Annotated in this window: 15 protein-coding genes and 1 pseudogene; 8 read left to right on the top strand and 8 right to left on the bottom strand. The window is 43.5% G+C overall.

Features of this window, described 5'->3' with window-relative positions; translation table 11 throughout:
* Positions 1 to 87 precede the first annotated feature (87 nt).
* Positions 88 to 1,044, bottom strand: coding sequence for a helix-turn-helix transcriptional regulator (locus KIK04_RS10770; protein ID WP_232278230.1), 957 nt, complete (start codon positions 1,042 to 1,044; stop codon positions 88 to 90).
* A 198-nt stretch (positions 1,045 to 1,242) separates the two neighbouring features.
* On the opposite strand from KIK04_RS10770, the gene KIK04_RS10765 reads away from it, so the two are divergent.
* Entirely contained in the window at positions 1,243 to 1,545 is a 303-nt protein-coding gene (locus KIK04_RS10765) for a hypothetical protein (protein ID WP_232278229.1), read from the top strand.
* 150 nt (positions 1,546 to 1,695) lie between these two features.
* Here the strand turns inward: KIK04_RS10765 and KIK04_RS10760 are convergent, their stop codons facing one another.
* The gene (locus KIK04_RS10760) at positions 1,696 to 2,598 is read right to left on the bottom strand and encodes a helix-turn-helix transcriptional regulator (RefSeq protein WP_232278684.1); all 903 of its coding nucleotides are present in this window, start codon (positions 2,596 to 2,598) and stop codon (positions 1,696 to 1,698) included.
* 74 nt (positions 2,599 to 2,672) lie between these two features.
* On the opposite strand from KIK04_RS10760, the gene KIK04_RS10755 reads away from it, so the two are divergent.
* Positions 2,673 to 3,206 carry a dihydrofolate reductase family protein gene (locus tag KIK04_RS10755; RefSeq protein WP_232278228.1) on the top strand — a complete coding sequence of 178 codons (534 nt, stop codon included), beginning with the start codon at positions 2,673 to 2,675 and terminating at the stop codon, positions 3,204 to 3,206.
* 447 nt (positions 3,207 to 3,653) lie between these two features.
* Here KIK04_RS10755 and KIK04_RS10750 read toward each other — a convergent pair whose 3' ends face one another.
* On the bottom strand, positions 3,654 to 4,118 hold the full coding sequence (locus tag KIK04_RS10750) for an SRPBCC family protein (RefSeq protein WP_232278227.1): 465 nt from the start codon (positions 4,116 to 4,118) through the stop codon (positions 3,654 to 3,656).
* A 169-nt stretch (positions 4,119 to 4,287) separates the two neighbouring features.
* On the opposite strand from KIK04_RS10750, the gene KIK04_RS10745 reads away from it, so the two are divergent.
* Both KIK04_RS10745 and KIK04_RS10740 read left to right on the top strand, forming a co-directional pair.
* Complete coding sequence (locus tag KIK04_RS10745) at positions 4,288 to 5,238, top strand: L-lactate dehydrogenase (RefSeq protein ID WP_232278226.1); 951 nt, start codon at positions 4,288 to 4,290, stop codon at positions 5,236 to 5,238.
* A 5-nt stretch (positions 5,239 to 5,243) separates the two neighbouring features.
* Entirely contained in the window at positions 5,244 to 6,818 is a 1,575-nt protein-coding gene (locus KIK04_RS10740; protein ID WP_232278225.1) for an L-lactate permease, read from the top strand.
* A gap of 101 nt (positions 6,819 to 6,919) precedes the next feature.
* On the opposite strand, the gene KIK04_RS10735 is transcribed toward KIK04_RS10740, so the two are convergent.
* Positions 6,920 to 7,303 (bottom strand): DUF2238 domain-containing protein, encoded by a 384-nt coding sequence (locus KIK04_RS10735; protein ID WP_232278224.1) that lies wholly within the window; start codon positions 7,301 to 7,303, stop codon positions 6,920 to 6,922.
* A 573-nt stretch (positions 7,304 to 7,876) separates the two neighbouring features.
* On the opposite strand from KIK04_RS10735, the gene KIK04_RS10730 reads away from it, so the two are divergent.
* A complete protein-coding gene (locus KIK04_RS10730; RefSeq protein ID WP_232278223.1) occupies positions 7,877 to 8,551 on the top strand; it encodes a class I SAM-dependent methyltransferase in 675 nt (224 codons plus the stop codon).
* 163 nt (positions 8,552 to 8,714) lie between these two features.
* Here the strand turns inward: KIK04_RS10730 and KIK04_RS10725 are convergent, their stop codons facing one another.
* Complete coding sequence (locus KIK04_RS10725) at positions 8,715 to 10,265, bottom strand: SAM-dependent methyltransferase (protein ID WP_232278222.1); 1,551 nt, start codon at positions 10,263 to 10,265, stop codon at positions 8,715 to 8,717.
* Between the two features lie 276 nt (positions 10,266 to 10,541).
* Between KIK04_RS10725 and KIK04_RS10720 the strand changes: the two genes are divergently transcribed.
* The gene (locus KIK04_RS10720; RefSeq protein WP_232278221.1) at positions 10,542 to 11,423 is read left to right on the top strand and encodes an AraC family transcriptional regulator; all 882 of its coding nucleotides are present in this window, start codon (positions 10,542 to 10,544) and stop codon (positions 11,421 to 11,423) included.
* Between the two features lie 213 nt (positions 11,424 to 11,636).
* Positions 11,637 to 12,071, top strand: coding sequence for a hypothetical protein (locus tag KIK04_RS10715; protein ID WP_232278220.1), 435 nt, complete (start codon positions 11,637 to 11,639; stop codon positions 12,069 to 12,071).
* Between the two features lie 294 nt (positions 12,072 to 12,365).
* On the opposite strand, the gene KIK04_RS10710 is transcribed toward KIK04_RS10715, so the two are convergent.
* Together KIK04_RS10710 and KIK04_RS10705 are read right to left on the bottom strand one after the other, a co-directional pair.
* Positions 12,366 to 12,992, bottom strand: a complete 627-nt coding sequence (locus tag KIK04_RS10710; protein ID WP_232278219.1) for a TetR/AcrR family transcriptional regulator — start codon at positions 12,990 to 12,992, stop codon at positions 12,366 to 12,368.
* Between the two features lie 58 nt (positions 12,993 to 13,050).
* Positions 13,051 to 14,508, bottom strand: a complete 1,458-nt coding sequence (locus tag KIK04_RS10705; protein ID WP_232278218.1) for an FAD-dependent oxidoreductase — start codon at positions 14,506 to 14,508, stop codon at positions 13,051 to 13,053.
* Between the two features lie 89 nt (positions 14,509 to 14,597).
* On the opposite strand from KIK04_RS10705, the pseudogene KIK04_RS10700 reads away from it, so the two are divergent.
* Positions 14,598 to 14,737, top strand: a pseudogene (locus KIK04_RS10700) (dihydrofolate reductase family protein); the annotation flags it as partial.
* Between the two features lie 103 nt (positions 14,738 to 14,840).
* Here KIK04_RS10700 and KIK04_RS10695 read toward each other — a convergent pair.
* Positions 14,841 to 15,926 (bottom strand): DegT/DnrJ/EryC1/StrS family aminotransferase, encoded by a 1,086-nt coding sequence (locus tag KIK04_RS10695; RefSeq protein ID WP_332330017.1) that lies wholly within the window; start codon positions 15,924 to 15,926, stop codon positions 14,841 to 14,843.
* Positions 15,927 to 15,948 lie beyond the last annotated feature (22 nt).

Genomic DNA, 15,948 nt, shown 5'->3' with positions numbered 1-15,948 from the left:
CATGATTGCTGACAACAGTGTGTCAACAATCTTGCTGGATAGTCCCCATAGCGCTCCCCCACTTGGCTACCCTTCACTATTAGACAACTACTGTGCATACATAGCCGCTATTTCTAAAGCCGCTTCCCTTACTTTTGCAGCAACATGATTAGGCTCAACTACAAGTACGTCTGTCTGAAATTGAAGTAAAAAGCCGATCAGCCATTTTTTATCTGGAAAAGTGGTTCGTACAAGAAGTGCGCCCGTAGGCAGCTGTTCAATCTCCTTTTCACTAAAAAGGTCGAATACAGCCACTTTAGCCTCTCCTGAGAATTGAAGGACCAGATCAACATGCTGCTGGGTTGGCTGATTCTGAGTTCGTGGCGCTGCCATGCGCTGATTTAGTTCAGAAAGTGTAATTTCCCTGCGCTTATAAGAATCGGGCAGAACTTGAAGCTCCCGAATTCGAGATAGCCTGAAAATTCGGTAGTCCTCACGATGCAAACAATAACCATGGAGATACCACGCGTATCCCTTGAGGACGAGCCCCATCGGTTCAATGCAACGTTTCGTTTCGCTACCTTTACCATCGGTATAGCCAAACTGAATCAACTTGGTATCATTTACAGCCATGCGTAGCGTTTCGTACTTATTTTGTTCGGCTTCACTTTTTTTCCACGGGGTAAAATCGACAATAACTTGCTCGCGCTCGGATAACCGTCCTTGCTCCGCTTGCGAGACTAATGCTCCGACTTTATCGAGCAGGCGATCCATATTCGAATGATTAAGTGCCTTGGTCGACTGGAGACCGCGCAGCGCAGTCGATAACGCGATAAGTTCATCAAAAGACAACATCTGCCGATCCAAACGGAAGTTGTCCATAATCTCATAACCACCTTCTGCCCCTGTATAGGAAACAATAGGGATGCCCGCGAGGGACAATGACTCCAAGTCCCGGTAGATGGTGCGTAAAGAAACCTCCATTCGGTTAGCTAGCTCTTGTGCTTGAACACGCCTTCGGTTCAATAGAAGCATCGTAATGGCCATCATTCGCTCAAGCTTCATTCCTGCCCCTCCATTTCAACGTCATTTAAAAATATTATAAACGGTAGATAGGATCAGTCGACAATTTAAAAAAGGCCCCAAGTTTGATTAAGCCGACTGTAGCCCCCTTTTTCACACTGCATGCCGTTACATGTATGTTTTGTTACAATTTTAACCATTATATAATTAATAACTATTTCCATGATTGGAGACTAAATTGTGACGAACGAGAACCTTGAAGACGACCGTGTCATTGATAAAGAGGAATTGTGTAGCTATATCGTGGAAAGAACAGAACTAAATCGTGAACAGATCGACATCATTTTGAAACATGGTTCAGACTACTTAAATGGTCAAGAGGAAGACGAGGAGGGGGTTATTAGTATTGATATTGACGAGCAAGTTTCCTATATCACACGCCAACCCGATGTTTCACTGAGTGAGGAACAAGTGGAGCTTATTCTTGATCTGGAAATGGACTTCTTCTTGGAGAAGGGGCATGCTTCTGCTCGCGAAGATTAGTCCATAATATTGGTTGGGGTACATTCGAAGAACCCGTATCTTTTAAGAGTTCTTCGAATGTTTCACCAAATCATTGATGTTATTTAATATATGCCCCCGCGCTGCCTGTAACTGCAGCTGTAGCTGTAGCTGTAACGGCAAGCCCTTGCGTTACCTGTACTGACTCAAGCTACGCTCCAGTAACTCCTTCATCATTTCTTGCAAATGACGGGGAGCAATGACCTTCACTTCGGGTCCATAGGAAAGCAGCTTTCGCGCCGTAAACGGGAACTCCTCCGGGGACACCTCCCCACGCCATTCGTTATGTTGAACGGACTTGAATAACACATCTGACTCTGCGATCCTTGCCCCAAAATCAGTGAATTGCAGCACCACTTCTACCGTCTCCCTGCCATCCTCTGCCTTCAGCCACTCTTTAAGGGTCGGAATACACTCGTCCGACCGATGCAGTACATCCAACTGACTCATCCGATCGACCCGATACAACAACACCCGATCATGCTTTTTCGCTGGCATATACCAATAACCATGCTCATAGTAGATGCCAATCGGATGAGCTTGCACCTTTTTTGTTCCGCTGCGCGACTTGTACGAGAACTCAATGGCTCTCTTTTCAACTGCTGCGCTTAATATTTGCGTTGTTAGGGGCTCCGCCTGTACCGAATGATGTTGACGAAAAGTAATATGCTGCCTCATACGAGTAATCATATCTTGCACATCATCGGGCAAACTTGAAAAGTAATGCTCCGCCAGATAAGCGCGTATCGAGCCAAACGGAAAGTCGGGCACCTGCTCCAAATACTCGATCATCATAAACAGACCAAGCGCCTCATGCTGCGTAAGTTGCAGCGGCGGCAAGATTCTGTTAGGAAGAACACGGTAGCCCCCGTGTGCACCCACTTCTGTATACAGCGGAAAGCCTTTCTGCTGCAAATCATCTAGGTCTCGCTGAATCGTGCGTACCGATACATGGAAACGTTCAGCCAATTCACGAGCGGTGAATTTTTTTCTTGAGTCCAATATTCGCATTATCGCAAGCCTGCGATCATTCATTTTCTTCACCTAATTACGTCATATTTTGTCGTAGTTTAAATGTATCATACTTGTTAGAAAGGAGCGATTTGAATATGAAAAACAATAAAGTAGTGCTGTACATTGCTATAAGCTTGGATGGCTATATCGCCAAGCTTGACGGTTCGGTAGATTGGCTCTTTGATGTCGAAGGCGACGGAGGCGATAACGGAATCGGTGCGTTTTATAAGACAGTAGGGACAGTCGTCATGGGGCGACTCACGTATGAAGAGGTACTCACACTGTCTGAAGACTTTCCTTATGCCGATAAGCCGTGCTACGTCCTATCCCGCACGGAACACGCCCCTGCTCCTCACGTGGTGTTTACGGATGAGGACATCACTACTCTTATTCCTAGGTTGCAGCGTGAATCCGAGGGTGACGTTTGGCTTCTAGGAGGGGGACAACTGGTAGCCGCCTTTTTGGAAGCCAAATTACTGGATGAACTCGAGATCACCATCATTCCGAAAGTACTCGGAGAAGGCATTCCACTCTTCCCAACAGGAACGGTGCCAAGTACTTTACGTTTAACGGATATGAAGAGGATGGGGCAAATGGTTTCGCTTATTTATAAAGCGAATAAGAACTAGAGGCTTGGTTACAAGCCTCTCAGGCTGTCGAGAAAGCAAAATGAGTTCCTAACGGTTGCCATAGTGGCTATATCGCCAGATTTGCTTCGTTTTGATTCCTAACGGTTATAGATGAGCTTATTTCTCTAACTCCATTCAAAATCCAGCCGTTTTCATCGTAATAAGCGCCGTCATAACCGTTAAATGTTGAATGGGTTCATATTCGCTGAAATAACAACTGTGGCGACCGTTAGGAGAGCAGTCACAGCGAATCAGCTGACCACCTACGGTTAGGGCACAAGGATCAACTGACTACCAGCTGATAAATGCGAAGCCGCTTGCCGTTATCTCAATGAAGAGAATCCCTCGTCTTAGCAAACAGAGGTTCGTCGACAAGCTTGGAGACTTGGTTACAAGCCCCTATGCCTCTCAGCCTCTATTCCCCCGCATGATATGTGACGGCAGCACTCACGTTCTACTTGCAGGAGCTTCTGATTCAGCCACCTTTTTTACATTTTCCAGGAATGTAACAACGACCTTTTCATTTGCAAAAATCATAAACAGCTTGGCATACCACTTCAATGCTTTATTCGTTGCGGTGTATTTAAGCTTGGTCGTCTGATCATTTACGCGGTGCAGCTCATATAAAGCTGTAATCTCGAACATATTTGCCAATGTGAATCCAATCTTCATTTTCTTATCGTTTGCCTGATTTAAATATTCTAAGGTATGGACATCATACTCCTCGATGCGCTTGCCTTCTTTATATTTTTGACGGTATACACTACCGACAACTTCATCCGTAAGGTGGACGGGAGTATTATCCACCACCTGCGGCATAATCTTCTGCATTTGTTCTAACGAGCCATTTAGATACGACCATACATGTTCAATTGAACTGTTTATTTCAATTTCTCTTGACCATTGCTTCAATATATTTACCCCATTTTAATAAAAATAAAGTTTACGTAACCCTATCAGGATTGCACAACTGTGAAAAAGTATGCATGACTTACGCTCCAAGTATATTTGTAATCATGTGGTGCATAATATTCCATGACCAGACAAGCATCTACTTATGGAAAGTGATTGGGAGGTACCTATGAGCAACTTAACACGTGGAGATAAAGTCGTTTTGATTGGAACAGGTGCGGTGGGATCGAGCTACGCCTTTACTTTGATGAACCAAGGGATATGTAACGAATTAGTACTAATCGATCTAAACGAAGCAAAGACAAAAGGTGATGTCATGGATTTGAATCATGGCGTTGTGTATGCTCCAACTCCGCTAAAAATCCATTGCGGCACTTACCAAGACTGCGAAGATGCCGCAATCGTCGTGATTTGTGCTGGCGCAGCGCAAAAGCCCGGCGAAACACGCCTTGACCTCGTCAACAAAAACGTGGCCATTTTTGAATCTATTGTGAATGATGTTATGGCTTCGGGCTTCAATGGCATCTTTATTGTGGCTACGAATCCCGTAGATATTTTGGCATATGCAACATGGAAATTTTCTGGCCTGCCGAAAGAACGGGTCATTGGTTCAGGCACCATTTTGGACTCCGCTCGATTTCGTTATTTGTTGAGCGAGGAATTCGGTGTAGCTCCAACAAGTGTTCATGCTTATATCATCGGTGAGCATGGAGATTCGGAACTGGCCGTATGGAGTTCGGCCAACATCTCGGGCAAACTTATTGCGCCTTCTTTAACCGATGAAAAGAAAGAAGCCCTGTTTGTACAAGTTCGCGATGCAGCGTACACAATTATCGAGTCAAAAGGCGCTACTTATTACGGCATCGCCATGGGACTGGCGAGAATAACGAAGGCCATTTTACACAATGAAGAAGCGGTGTTGTCTGTTGGCTCTCTTTTAGAAGGAGAATATGGTCATCGGGATGTATATATTGGGGTGCCAACGATTATTAATCGCTCCGGTAGAAAAGATATCGTTGAGCTTTCATTAAATGAGGACGAACAAGCGAAGCTGGCTAACTCGGTGAACGTATTGAAGGACATTCAAGCTCCATATTGGAACGCCTACAAAGGGGGTTAGTAGCCATGTTAGTAGAGACCTTTGATCCCTTTCACAATTTATTGGTGTCCTCCTTGGTTGCGGCCATTCCCATTCTATTATTTCTTCTGTGTTTGACGGTATTTAAAATGAAAGGGATCTATGCGGCCTTGTTGAACTTGGCCGTTACCTTTTTGATAGCCGTGTTTCTATTTAACTTGCCTATCGGTGAGTCGATTGCCAGTGTCATACAGGGCACCATTCAAGGGGTTTGGCCCATCGGTTATATTATTATCATGGCCGTTTGGTTGTACAAAATCTCGGTCGTATCCGGAAAGTTTGACGTATTACGCGCAAGTATTTCGGGCATTTCACAAGACCAGCGAATCCAGCTGCTGCTGATCGGATTTTGCTTTAATGCATTCCTTGAAGGCGCAGCGGGCTTTGGTGTTCCCATTGCCATCTGTGCCGTGCTATTAGTTGCATTAGGATTCAATCCCTTGCAAGCCGCCATGCTCTGCCTCATCGCTAATGCTGCTTCAGGGGCATTTGGTGCCGTTGGTATTCCTGTAGCCATCTTAGACACATTGAATTTGGCGGGGCACGTCACTTCCATGAATGTCTCCATGATGACAGCTCTAACCTTGCCCCTTATTAATTTCACGATTCCATTCTTACTTATTTTCATTATGAATGGATTCAAAGGGATTAAAGAAGTATTGCCCGCTATTTTGGTTGTTGCTACGACCTATACCGTCACTCAAGTTGTGATCACCTTATTTTTAGGACCAGAACTAGCTAATATTATTCCTGCTCTATTAAGTATGGGTGCGCTCGCTTTATTTTTACGAACATGGAAGCCGAAGCATATTTTCTTACTCCACAACCAAGAAACCGAAATCGTCCACCATACCGCGGGTGATGTTATTAAGGCGTGGTCGCCCTTTTATTTATTAAGCTTGTTTGTGTTAGCTTGGAGCCTGCCCGCATTTAAACAGTTGTTTATGCAAGGCGGTGCGCTTGCGTTTACCAAATTGCAGTTCGGCATACCCGGTTCCACGTTAAGTTCAAGCATTGATTTCGTTAGTGCAACGGGAACAGCTATATTGTTGGCGTGCTTAGTCACGATACTGACAACCAAATCAATCAGTATGGCAGCAAGCGTTGAATTGCTTGGCAAAACCGTATCCGAGTTTTGGATTTCCATTGTGATGATTTGCGCCGTTCTCGGCATCGCGAAGTTAATGACGTATGCAGGTTTAACAAATGCGTTAGGTGAATCCGTTGCAAAAACGGGAACCTTGTTTCCCTTATTATCGCCGGTACTCGGATGGATTGGCGTATTTATGACGGGGTCAGTCGTAAACAGCAATACTTTGTTCGCCTCTATTCAGGCTACGGCGGCAAGTATTGTAGGAACCAACTCAACCTTACTGGTTACCGCTAACACGGCTGGCGGAGTGATGGCCAAACTCATTTCCCCACAATCCATTGCCATCGCAACAGCTGCCGTATCGGCAACAGGTAAGGAATCGGAATTAACGAAAATGACCATTCGCTACAGTGTTGGATTACTCGCATTTGTTTGTATATGGACATTTATTTTGTCCCTCTTTTTGTAGGCGTTACATGCAATGCTCCTGTTACAGGTGAAAGAAGCGTCAAAGGACATGAGTCTACTCTTTGACGCTTCAAAAAATACGCCCGACCGCTATATTTAGTCTCACCTTATATTTTCTACTGAATTAGGCGCTCTACGCGCTTTACCAAATAAATATAAGACTGCACCAGCAGCTCCTGCTGTTCCACAAATAATATCAAGCATCGTGTCCGTTAAACTGCCACTTTGCGAGGCAAATCCGAATACATGGTCGACCGCAAACTCGAAAATTTCCCACATTCCAGCCACTGCTACAGATACATAGAAGGAAAACCAAATGATGATGTTGGAAGGCAGGCTGCTTAATGCTTTACGTTTAGCCATCTTGTTCAACATGAATTGTCCTACGAAACATAAAATAATTCCCGACAGCAGATGCTCCATCTTATCTAAATAAGGGATGACAGCATACATACTAAATAAGTTGTCGATTATCATCGTGATCATGATAAAGACCAACACTGCGAATCGTAGTACCGGAGATAGTTCGCTCTTGGTCCATATCATTGAACCCCTGAAGAGTAGCAGGGTAGTAATCGTGAGTGACGCTTGAAAACATTTGTCGTAAGCCCCAAACATGCCAAAATAAATAATCGATAATCCGCATATAACGTACATCAACATTTCAAAAACAAGGTTAAACCTATGCTTTTTTAAAGTAGCCTGCATAGCAGTTCCTTTCTGCCGACTGGATTTGTACTTTAAACCGTAAAAGTAGGTTTTTGAGACTGGTTAAATCGAACGACTATACATCTTGCATATGGCTAGAAGGCCGAGCAATGCCTACTCATCCATATTAAGAATATTCACTTTCTCTACCTTATATGCTGAGTAGCTCTCACATGGGTAACCGCTTTTTGAAACGTTATTAACGTTAAAAAGAGCTGTGATCACAGTAATCCCAGTTATCAGACTAACTTCACGTTATAGTTATTTCCTATTACATTTATTTGTTTTATATATTTTATCAATGATCTCTTTGTCGTTACAATGAAGTTAACACTTGAAGGAGGTCCTGTTATGCATTCATCGGTGAAAAAACTGTTTGATGCTGTTGCCAATGATTATGATCGGCAAAGAAAACAACTGATCCCTTGTTTTGACGAGTTTTATGGAATGGCCGTATCCTTGGTTGAAAGTATAAATCCCTCACCAAGCATTCTTGATCTTGGTGCAGGTACCGGACTTTTTTCAAGCATGGTCCTCCAAAAGTACCCTACCTCGCAGATTACACTTGTTGATCTTAGCGAAAAAATGTTAGAGGGCGCACGTGCAAGGTTTCACCCATTAGACAATATTCAATATGTCGTCGGAGACTATACTAACTTAAACTTCCCCCAATCCTATGACATTGTCATTTCTTCATTGTCGATCCATCACCTGACCCACACAGCCAAAAGACAATTGTTTTCCACCGTTTATCAGTCACTACATGACGGCGGTATTTTTGTAAATGCAGACCAAGTTGCCGGTCATAACTCGCAGAACGATGATTATTATAAGCGACGTTGGTTAGCACACATTAACGAAAGTGGTCTTACCGAGGAGTCCATTAATGCCTCCGTAGAAAGAAGAAAGTTAGATATCAATGCAAAGCTAGGGGATCAAATCAATTGGATGGAGCAAGCCGGATTTCATGATGTAGATTGCATGTATAAACACTTCGACTTTGCTGTTTTTTACGGACGAAAATGATTCGACGACGAGGTAGTTTACGACGTTATAACATTAAAATGACCAGACAAGTGCGTGCTGCGTGCTTGTCTGGTCATTTTATATAATGGCTTTGATTACAATGTCTTCGTAAATAAAGCGTTACGTATTTTTTCACCCGCTACTACAGGTATACGCAATCTCCTTACTCAAATTTACTTAACAACTCTGCTGCCTCTTCATGATCAGGCTCGAGTTCTAATAACTCTCGTAAATAATGCACAGCATCTGCGTCTAGTTCTAACTCAAAACAACAAATGGCCAGACAATAAAATACGGTGGATACGATCTCTTCATCGTCTGCATGTATCGATATTTCTAAGAATCGTTTGGAATCTTCGTACATTTCCATCTCAAACAGGATCAAGCCAGCATCAAGAGCTAAGTCATAACGCTGTTCCATGATATAGTACGAAGACCACATGATCTCGATGCCTCTTGCTATATCCAGCCGTTCTTCATCGTTTGCATCTGACAATAGCTTAGAGATCTGCCGCGCACTCTGAATGAAAAATTCCGCGTCGTATCCGCCTAAACGCCAAAAACTTAATATTGGCTGCAATTGCATGCTTTCGATATTGCGATCGACCCATTCCTTCAGACTAAAGAAGTCGTCCGGTCCAAAGCGTTCAATAAATCGACGATACGCCAGTCTTGTATGACCATAGCTCATCGGCGTATCCAAATTGAACACGCAACCCACATTTATATTTTTATAATGATGCGGCGGAAATACCGTCAGGGCTCCTCTTTGTTCAAAATAATACTGAATGGCATGGTAGTTGGCAGTTAAAGAAAAGCTCCCGTGTATAATCAACTCGGGTGGTTCTGAGAACTTCCAACTCTCAAGCAAGTGATCTCCTTTATCTGCTGTTATTAACAGAAATCCCGCCTGAGACAACCGATCCAGACGCTCTAAACAAGTCAATCCCGCGACAGGGAATAAAATATGTGAATCTTCCAACTCTTCCTGATACAATGCAATGACATCTCGGTAAGGATAGTTCTCTTGCTCATACTCCGGTGTCCGTCGATGCTCATATTGCAAAGAAATTTGACTTAATGCTTCTGACGGTCGCAGGGTATCCATCTGCTTAGGACTATCAACAATAACGTCCACTTCATAAATTTGACCATCGCCGACATAAATCAACTCTTGTGGAATACCATCAAAAAAGTAATTCGCAACAACGATTAAAGGTTGTTGTAGTTCGCCCTCATTAATCGTGGTGTCAGCCACAACCAGATTAAGCGCTGTGTCTTGCAGCGCATCAAATCGCGCAAAATCAAGCAATCCTTCGGCAATAAAAGACTGTAAAGCAGGATGCTCTTTCCAAGCCAGCACATTGTTCATTGCCAAATCGGTCATCACATAACGGAACGGCGGTATTGCCATTCCCGCGTAATCTCTCAATCGACACAACTCAACTAACACGTGGTAAGCTAGACGTCCCGCTCCTGCTCCAAGTTCCACAATGCACACAGGCTCTGTAACAAATCCCTGACTAGCCCGATCTTGAAGTAGCCCAAAAATCATTTCTGCATATGCAGTACCAATCATCGGATTACTCGTTATATATTGAGGGACTTGATCATTATTCCAAGCCTTCAATCCTAATTCTTCATAATAAGTTCGCTGAAGCTCCCATATTGGTGCCTCACTAAAACGGTAACGTTGTTCTTTATTTTCTGTCATTCACTCTTATCTCGTTTCTGCTAGTTATTGACTAGATGTAAATCACATTAGCCTTCTTACCTGCAATCATAACCTATTTTACGTTCAATCCCTAATTCTATTCAGCCAAAATGGGATTACAATCATCCAAAACCGCGATCGATTAGATGCAACAATGACCAAAATAATGTACCCTTTAATGAAATGATCAGCCCGAAACCATGATATTTTCGTGCACCGATTGCAAGGATACACCCCTCACTAACTCCTATAATTTATTTTGAAAGGAGGAACGATATGGACTGGCTAAATCGCATGAGCAGCGTAATGGACTATATAGAAACTCACCTGTCTGACACGATTGATTACGATCAGCTAGCTAGAATTGCCTGTTGTTCGACATATCATTTTCAACGAATGTTCTCGTTCATCACCAATGTGCCTCTGTCAGAGTATATTCGCCGCAGACGGCTGACACTTGCCGCGTTCGATCTTCAGAACGGAAATGTAAAAGTCATTGATGTCGCTTTGAAATATGGTTACGAGTCACCTGAGGCCTTTTCCAGAGCGTTCAAAAAAATGCACGGTGTAATGCCTATATCAGCACGCGATAAGGGTGTGTCACTCAAAGCCTATCCTCGGCTCTCCTTTCATATTTCAATTAGAGGAGATGTGGAAATGAACTACAAATTGGAGGAAAAACAAGCTTTTGAAATGTTCGGTGTTGCAACTGAAATTAATGCTGGCGGTGAGCATCCGTGCGTTGAAATCCCTGCTTTTTGGAGCAAATGTATTTCCGACGGAAGCGTTGACCGAATCCGCACTGCCGCGGGTTTAGGTGAAAATGGTCAGATTCATGCGGTACTGTACAACAATCAAGGCGGTGTATTTTCTTATCTGATTGGATATTTTATGCCTCCAAGTGGACTACCCGAAGGGTTTGAACAGCTATCAATCCCTCCGCAAACTTATGCAGTCTTCTCAACGGGATTATATCCTGATGGGCACAGCGGAATTCAGGAACTGTGGAGGCGTATCTGGGCGGAGTGGTTCCCAACTTGCAATTACGAAGCTATAAATGGTCCCGAATTCGAGATGACTTACGACCGAGGCAATGGCATGTATGAGATGGAAATTTGGATTCCGGTCGTCAAAAAAGACGGAAATGTAGGTTATTAAGAATTCATCTCATCATGCAAAAGACATTTAGATGAAATCGCCATTTAATGTGAATATTATTCATGAATGTAAGTTTAGGCTACGATTTCAGTTATTTTTTCGCTTATTTCAGTGAAATTGGCACCATAAAGCAGCGATTTGTATGGTGATGGCAGTCTTCCTTTGGATAAATTGGGCTTAAGAAATTCAATTCCAATGAGGAGAGTGCTTAGGATGACACAACAACACAACACAGCAAGACAATTGATAGGTGAAGCTTGGATTAGAAAAATTTTGTTGGTGAACGCTGTTGCGTCCGGGGGTACGGGTCTATTGCTTCTTTTATTTCCCGGGTTCGTTGGCGAGTTGACCGGCCTAGACAATCAGGCGGCCTTAATGGGAGTGGGTGCTTACTTACTCCTTGTCGTAGCTCTTCTATTAATAACGGCGAGCAGAAAGGTCGTTTCGCCTAAGGCTGTGCTTACTTTATCCGTCATCGATTTTCTGTGGGTCGCCAAGAGCATCGTTTTACTGGGGGCGAGCGGCCCCTACCTGACAGCTATCGGCGTAACTGCGGTCATTTTCGTTGCTCTGGTCGTCGGCGTATTCGCGGTATTCGAGGCTGTTTATTACAAACACAACCGCTATATAGCCTCATTCAACAGATAAATATGAATGCCATTTGGCGGACTCACAGTCCACATTAGGCGAGTAATTCATGAGGAAAGACATCCTTGGTCCTCCGCCACACACAAACGAACCTTTTGGTTCGCCGACAAGGAATTGGGGGCTTGCCGTCATTTTCAATAACTGTTGCAATGATTGTTATAATGACGTGAAGACATGCCCTTCGTAAAAGTTAGCCGTACATTAAACCGCCTGTCCATGCATATGAGCTCATGCTCTTCAGGCGGTTTAATGTTAATCTCAAGAACATCCTCTACCGTTCAAAAGCGTTGAATGTCATTTCAACAACGCAGGCGTGTCAGCGATTGGTCCGTTCGTGATGATGCGAAGCAGAACATCTACTTCTGGAATGCGGTAATACGTATTTTTTCCCACGTCAATTAACATAAGCGCATGCAGCACCGTAAGGTAGCTGGCAATCAACTGACCTGGATCGCCTTCAAGGAGTTCGCCTACTTGTTGCCCCTCAACAAATATAGGCATCAACACGTCAAAGAACGAAGCTGTAGAATGCTGCTGCAACAAAGCCTTCGCCTCTTCAGGTACTTCATCCGAGGTATCCGTGTACTGAATTAACCTAAAGTAATCTTTATCACTTTCACTAAATATCATCGTTGTTAACGCTCGAATCTTCTCAAGCGGTGATCCGGGCAGGCTAGAAATCTGTTCCATAGCGATTACAGCTCCCTCCATCGCCTCCTGGACGAGCTTAATAAAGAGCTCATTTTTTGAAGTGAAATAGAGATAGAGAAGCCCCTTGCTAATACCCGCCTCTGCGGCAATCATGCTCATTTTGGTACCGTTGATTCCGCTCCTTGCAAATACTTTTAACGCAGCACTCATAATTTGCTCTCTACGCTCATCGCGTACTTGCTGCAATTGATCTTCATTAAATCTTGCCAACGGTACTCACCCTCTATTTTTTATTTAAATCCGTTTGAGGGTTGAGGGCTGAGAGTATTTATATAAACGATGGAAGGATTCGGCTTAAAGTGTTCCAATCTACCGTTCCATCTTCCCTTACCCACTTCGCTGCTAGCCGCCTCCCCTTTGGAGATAGGTCTTTGGCAAGAACAGCAGCAATCCTATCCGGATTTATGACTTCTTGTGGTGAAATAATTAGACTTGTCATCATCATATAATTTTCAAACATTTCTATGTTATACTGTCCAATCGCCTGCTCAAGGTACGAATCAAAATAGTCCTGAGCAAAGGCAATCCCCTCCATGGACACTGGGCCTGTATAAGTCACGCCCGACCAGCGCAGATCGGATACCATACTAAACCACCAAGCCGGCTCGATGGCCTGTTGCATGTTGTGAAGCACATGAAGCTCAAAACGCGGGTCAGGCGTATGTCTCTGCTCTTGCAAGCATCTGGCTAACTGCTCTGCCTCAATTGCAGCGACTGACATGCCTTGACCGTAGACCGGGTCAAAGTTGCAGAGCGCGTCCCCCATGACCAGCAGTCCCGACGGCCAATGTTCCATCTGCTCAAAGTGATTGCGAATACATGCCGATACTCGAAAGCCTCGCGGCGCTGTAAGAGGCTCCAGATGTTTTACGATATCCGTAATCGCCGAGTCAAAAAGATCAGCAATCTCTTGCTCATACTCATCCGCATTCGTCGTCGGATAGGATTGACCGCCTGCACGGAACAGTAGCACTTGAGCGATATTATTCTCAATCGACTCGAACGTTCCAGTCGCAATCCCTTGGGCTGAATTGCCTTCGAGCAGAATCGTACTCCATTCCATCGCAACATGCTCCGGTACTTTATATTGACGGCTACTGTATCCAAACGATACGTTGACTCGTTCCGGCTCTGGCACTTCATAGCCGAGCTCCTGAAGCCATTGACCCAGTTTGGAGGATCGCCCACTCGTATCACATACCATATCCGTCTCAAGCATCATCGGCTGTCCATTGCCCGCTTCTCCTCTTTGTTGCAAATAAACGCCTGTAATCGTCATACCATCCGAACTAGCTTGCAAACTTGTTACCTCATGCTCCGTTATAAACCTTACATTGGGAAGCTGTGCGACACGACGACGGATAACCCATTCCAATAAGGCTCGGCTACAGCCTGCGTCCTTTTCATCAGGAATTACTAGCTTTCCATATCGATGGTAATGTAATTGTATCTGTTTATTCTCCCTTGAAAAAGCCCCCTGTGCGAGCAAATCATCAGCGTAGCCAGGAAACAACTCTTCCAATATGATCTTGCCACGCATTAATAGACGATGAGAATGGAACGCTTGAGGAGTACCGCGACGATTCTCAGGACCGTCCGGAAATCTGTCTCGTTCTACGATCACAACTTCCTCATAGTAATCAGCCAGAACCCTTGCTGCGAGTAGTCCCGCTATACTTCCTCCAATGGTAATAGCCCTTTTCCAACCTTGACTCGTACTCATCATTCATCCCCCTTTTATAATGACCGACTGGGTCAGTCATTAATTGGATATAGGTTAATCCATATTCTTCTAGCTGTCAATCAAAAAGTAAAGATGCTGTGTTAATGGGTGAGAAAAGCTATGAATTCGAGTTCCAATTCAAAAAAACGGTGAGTCTGGCTATAACGGAGTCAAGCACAATATCTTCTCAAACACCATGCAGTTTGAATCTAACTCGGAAGTAGAAATGGTCACCATCCTGCTGTAATTAAAAATGACCAGACAAGTACGTACTTGTCCGGTCATTTTATATCATCGCTTAGAGTTCAATTCCTTCGTGTATGAAGCATTACGTATTATTTCCCCAATATGATATTGCAAATTCGATCAACATCATGTTTTGACAACTCGGGGTAAAGTGGTAAAGTAAGAACTCTTTCAGCTATATATTCTGCCACAGGCGTTTCGTTTGAAGAAAATCTTCCATCATAACATTCAAATTTACTTGTCAGGGGGTAGAAATACTTTCGTGCTATAATGTTTTCTTGAGCAAGAGCGGCATGTACTTGGTCACGGGTTTTCCCGAATTGTTTCTCGTTGAATACAACTGGGAAATAAGAATAATTTGAAGACACTCCCTCCTGCGATTCAAGTAGTGTCAACCCTTTAATCCCCGATAGTCGCTCTTTATAAAGCTCCACAACTGATTTCCTGAATGCTATATTTTCATTCACATAGCTAATATTACAAACTCCCATAGCAGCAGAGAATTCATTCATTTTGCCATTACCACCGGCATAGGTAATACTTTCAGGAGATACAATCCCAAAATTTTTAATTTGGTACAGTTGATTTTTAACTTTTTCATCTGCAAAAGTTAAAGCTCCACCCTCAATCGAGTTAAAGACCTTTGTTGCATGAAAACTAAACATAGATATATCACCAAAGTTCCCTATGCCCTGACCATTTACAGTAACACCGAATGCATGAGCAGCGTCATAAATAACTTTTAAGTTATACTTTTTTGCTATTCTATCTATTTCCATAACATTGCAAACATTTCCGTACACATGGACTGGCATAATAGCAGTTGTTTTATCGGTTATCAAGGATTCAATTTGATCTACATCTATAGTAAAATCACTTGCTGAAATATCACAAAACACAGGAGTCAAACCGTTCCTCGTAATGGCATGAGTTGTTGAAGCAAATGTAAAAGGGGTAGTAATAACTTCTCCCGTTAAATGTAGAACTTCTATTGCCATTTCAAGCGCCAAATGACCATTACTAAACAGTGAAACAAATGGGACACCCAAGTAAGCTTCAAGTTCCTTTTCAAGCTTATTATGTTTCTCGCCCATATTAGTAAGCCATCTAGTTTCCCAGAGAGATCGTATCTCTTCTATATATTCTTCAAATGGCGGTAATGAAGATCTAGTCACATGAATCAATTAAAACACCCCG

The sequence above is a fragment of the Paenibacillus sp. 481 genome (assembly GCF_021223605.1).
GTDB lineage: Bacteria > Bacillota > Bacilli > Paenibacillales > Paenibacillaceae > Paenibacillus_B.
This window is presented reverse-complemented; position numbering and strand designations above follow the sequence as displayed.

Coding starts and splice junctions, on each gene's coding strand:
- KIK04_RS10760 (WP_232278684.1), bottom strand. CDS start 2,598: ATGAATGATCGCAGGCTTGCGATAATGCGAATATTGGACTCAAGAAAA.
- KIK04_RS10715 (WP_232278220.1), top strand. CDS start 11,637: ATGACACAACAACACAACACAGCAAGACAATTGATAGGTGAAGCTTGG.
- KIK04_RS10740 (WP_232278225.1), top strand. CDS start 5,244: ATGTTAGTAGAGACCTTTGATCCCTTTCACAATTTATTGGTGTCCTCC.
- KIK04_RS10725 (WP_232278222.1), bottom strand. CDS start 10,265: ATGACAGAAAATAAAGAACAACGTTACCGTTTTAGTGAGGCACCAATA.
- KIK04_RS10705 (WP_232278218.1), bottom strand. CDS start 14,508: ATGATGAGTACGAGTCAAGGTTGGAAAAGGGCTATTACCATTGGAGGA.
- KIK04_RS10720 (WP_232278221.1), top strand. CDS start 10,542: ATGGACTGGCTAAATCGCATGAGCAGCGTAATGGACTATATAGAAACT.
- KIK04_RS10735 (WP_232278224.1), bottom strand. CDS start 7,303: ATGATCACGATGATAATCGACAACTTATTTAGTATGTATGCTGTCATC.
- KIK04_RS10745 (WP_232278226.1), top strand. CDS start 4,288: ATGAGCAACTTAACACGTGGAGATAAAGTCGTTTTGATTGGAACAGGT.
- KIK04_RS10770 (WP_232278230.1), bottom strand. CDS start 1,044: ATGAAGCTTGAGCGAATGATGGCCATTACGATGCTTCTATTGAACCGA.
- KIK04_RS10755 (WP_232278228.1), top strand. CDS start 2,673: ATGAAAAACAATAAAGTAGTGCTGTACATTGCTATAAGCTTGGATGGC.
- KIK04_RS10730 (WP_232278223.1), top strand. CDS start 7,877: ATGCATTCATCGGTGAAAAAACTGTTTGATGCTGTTGCCAATGATTAT.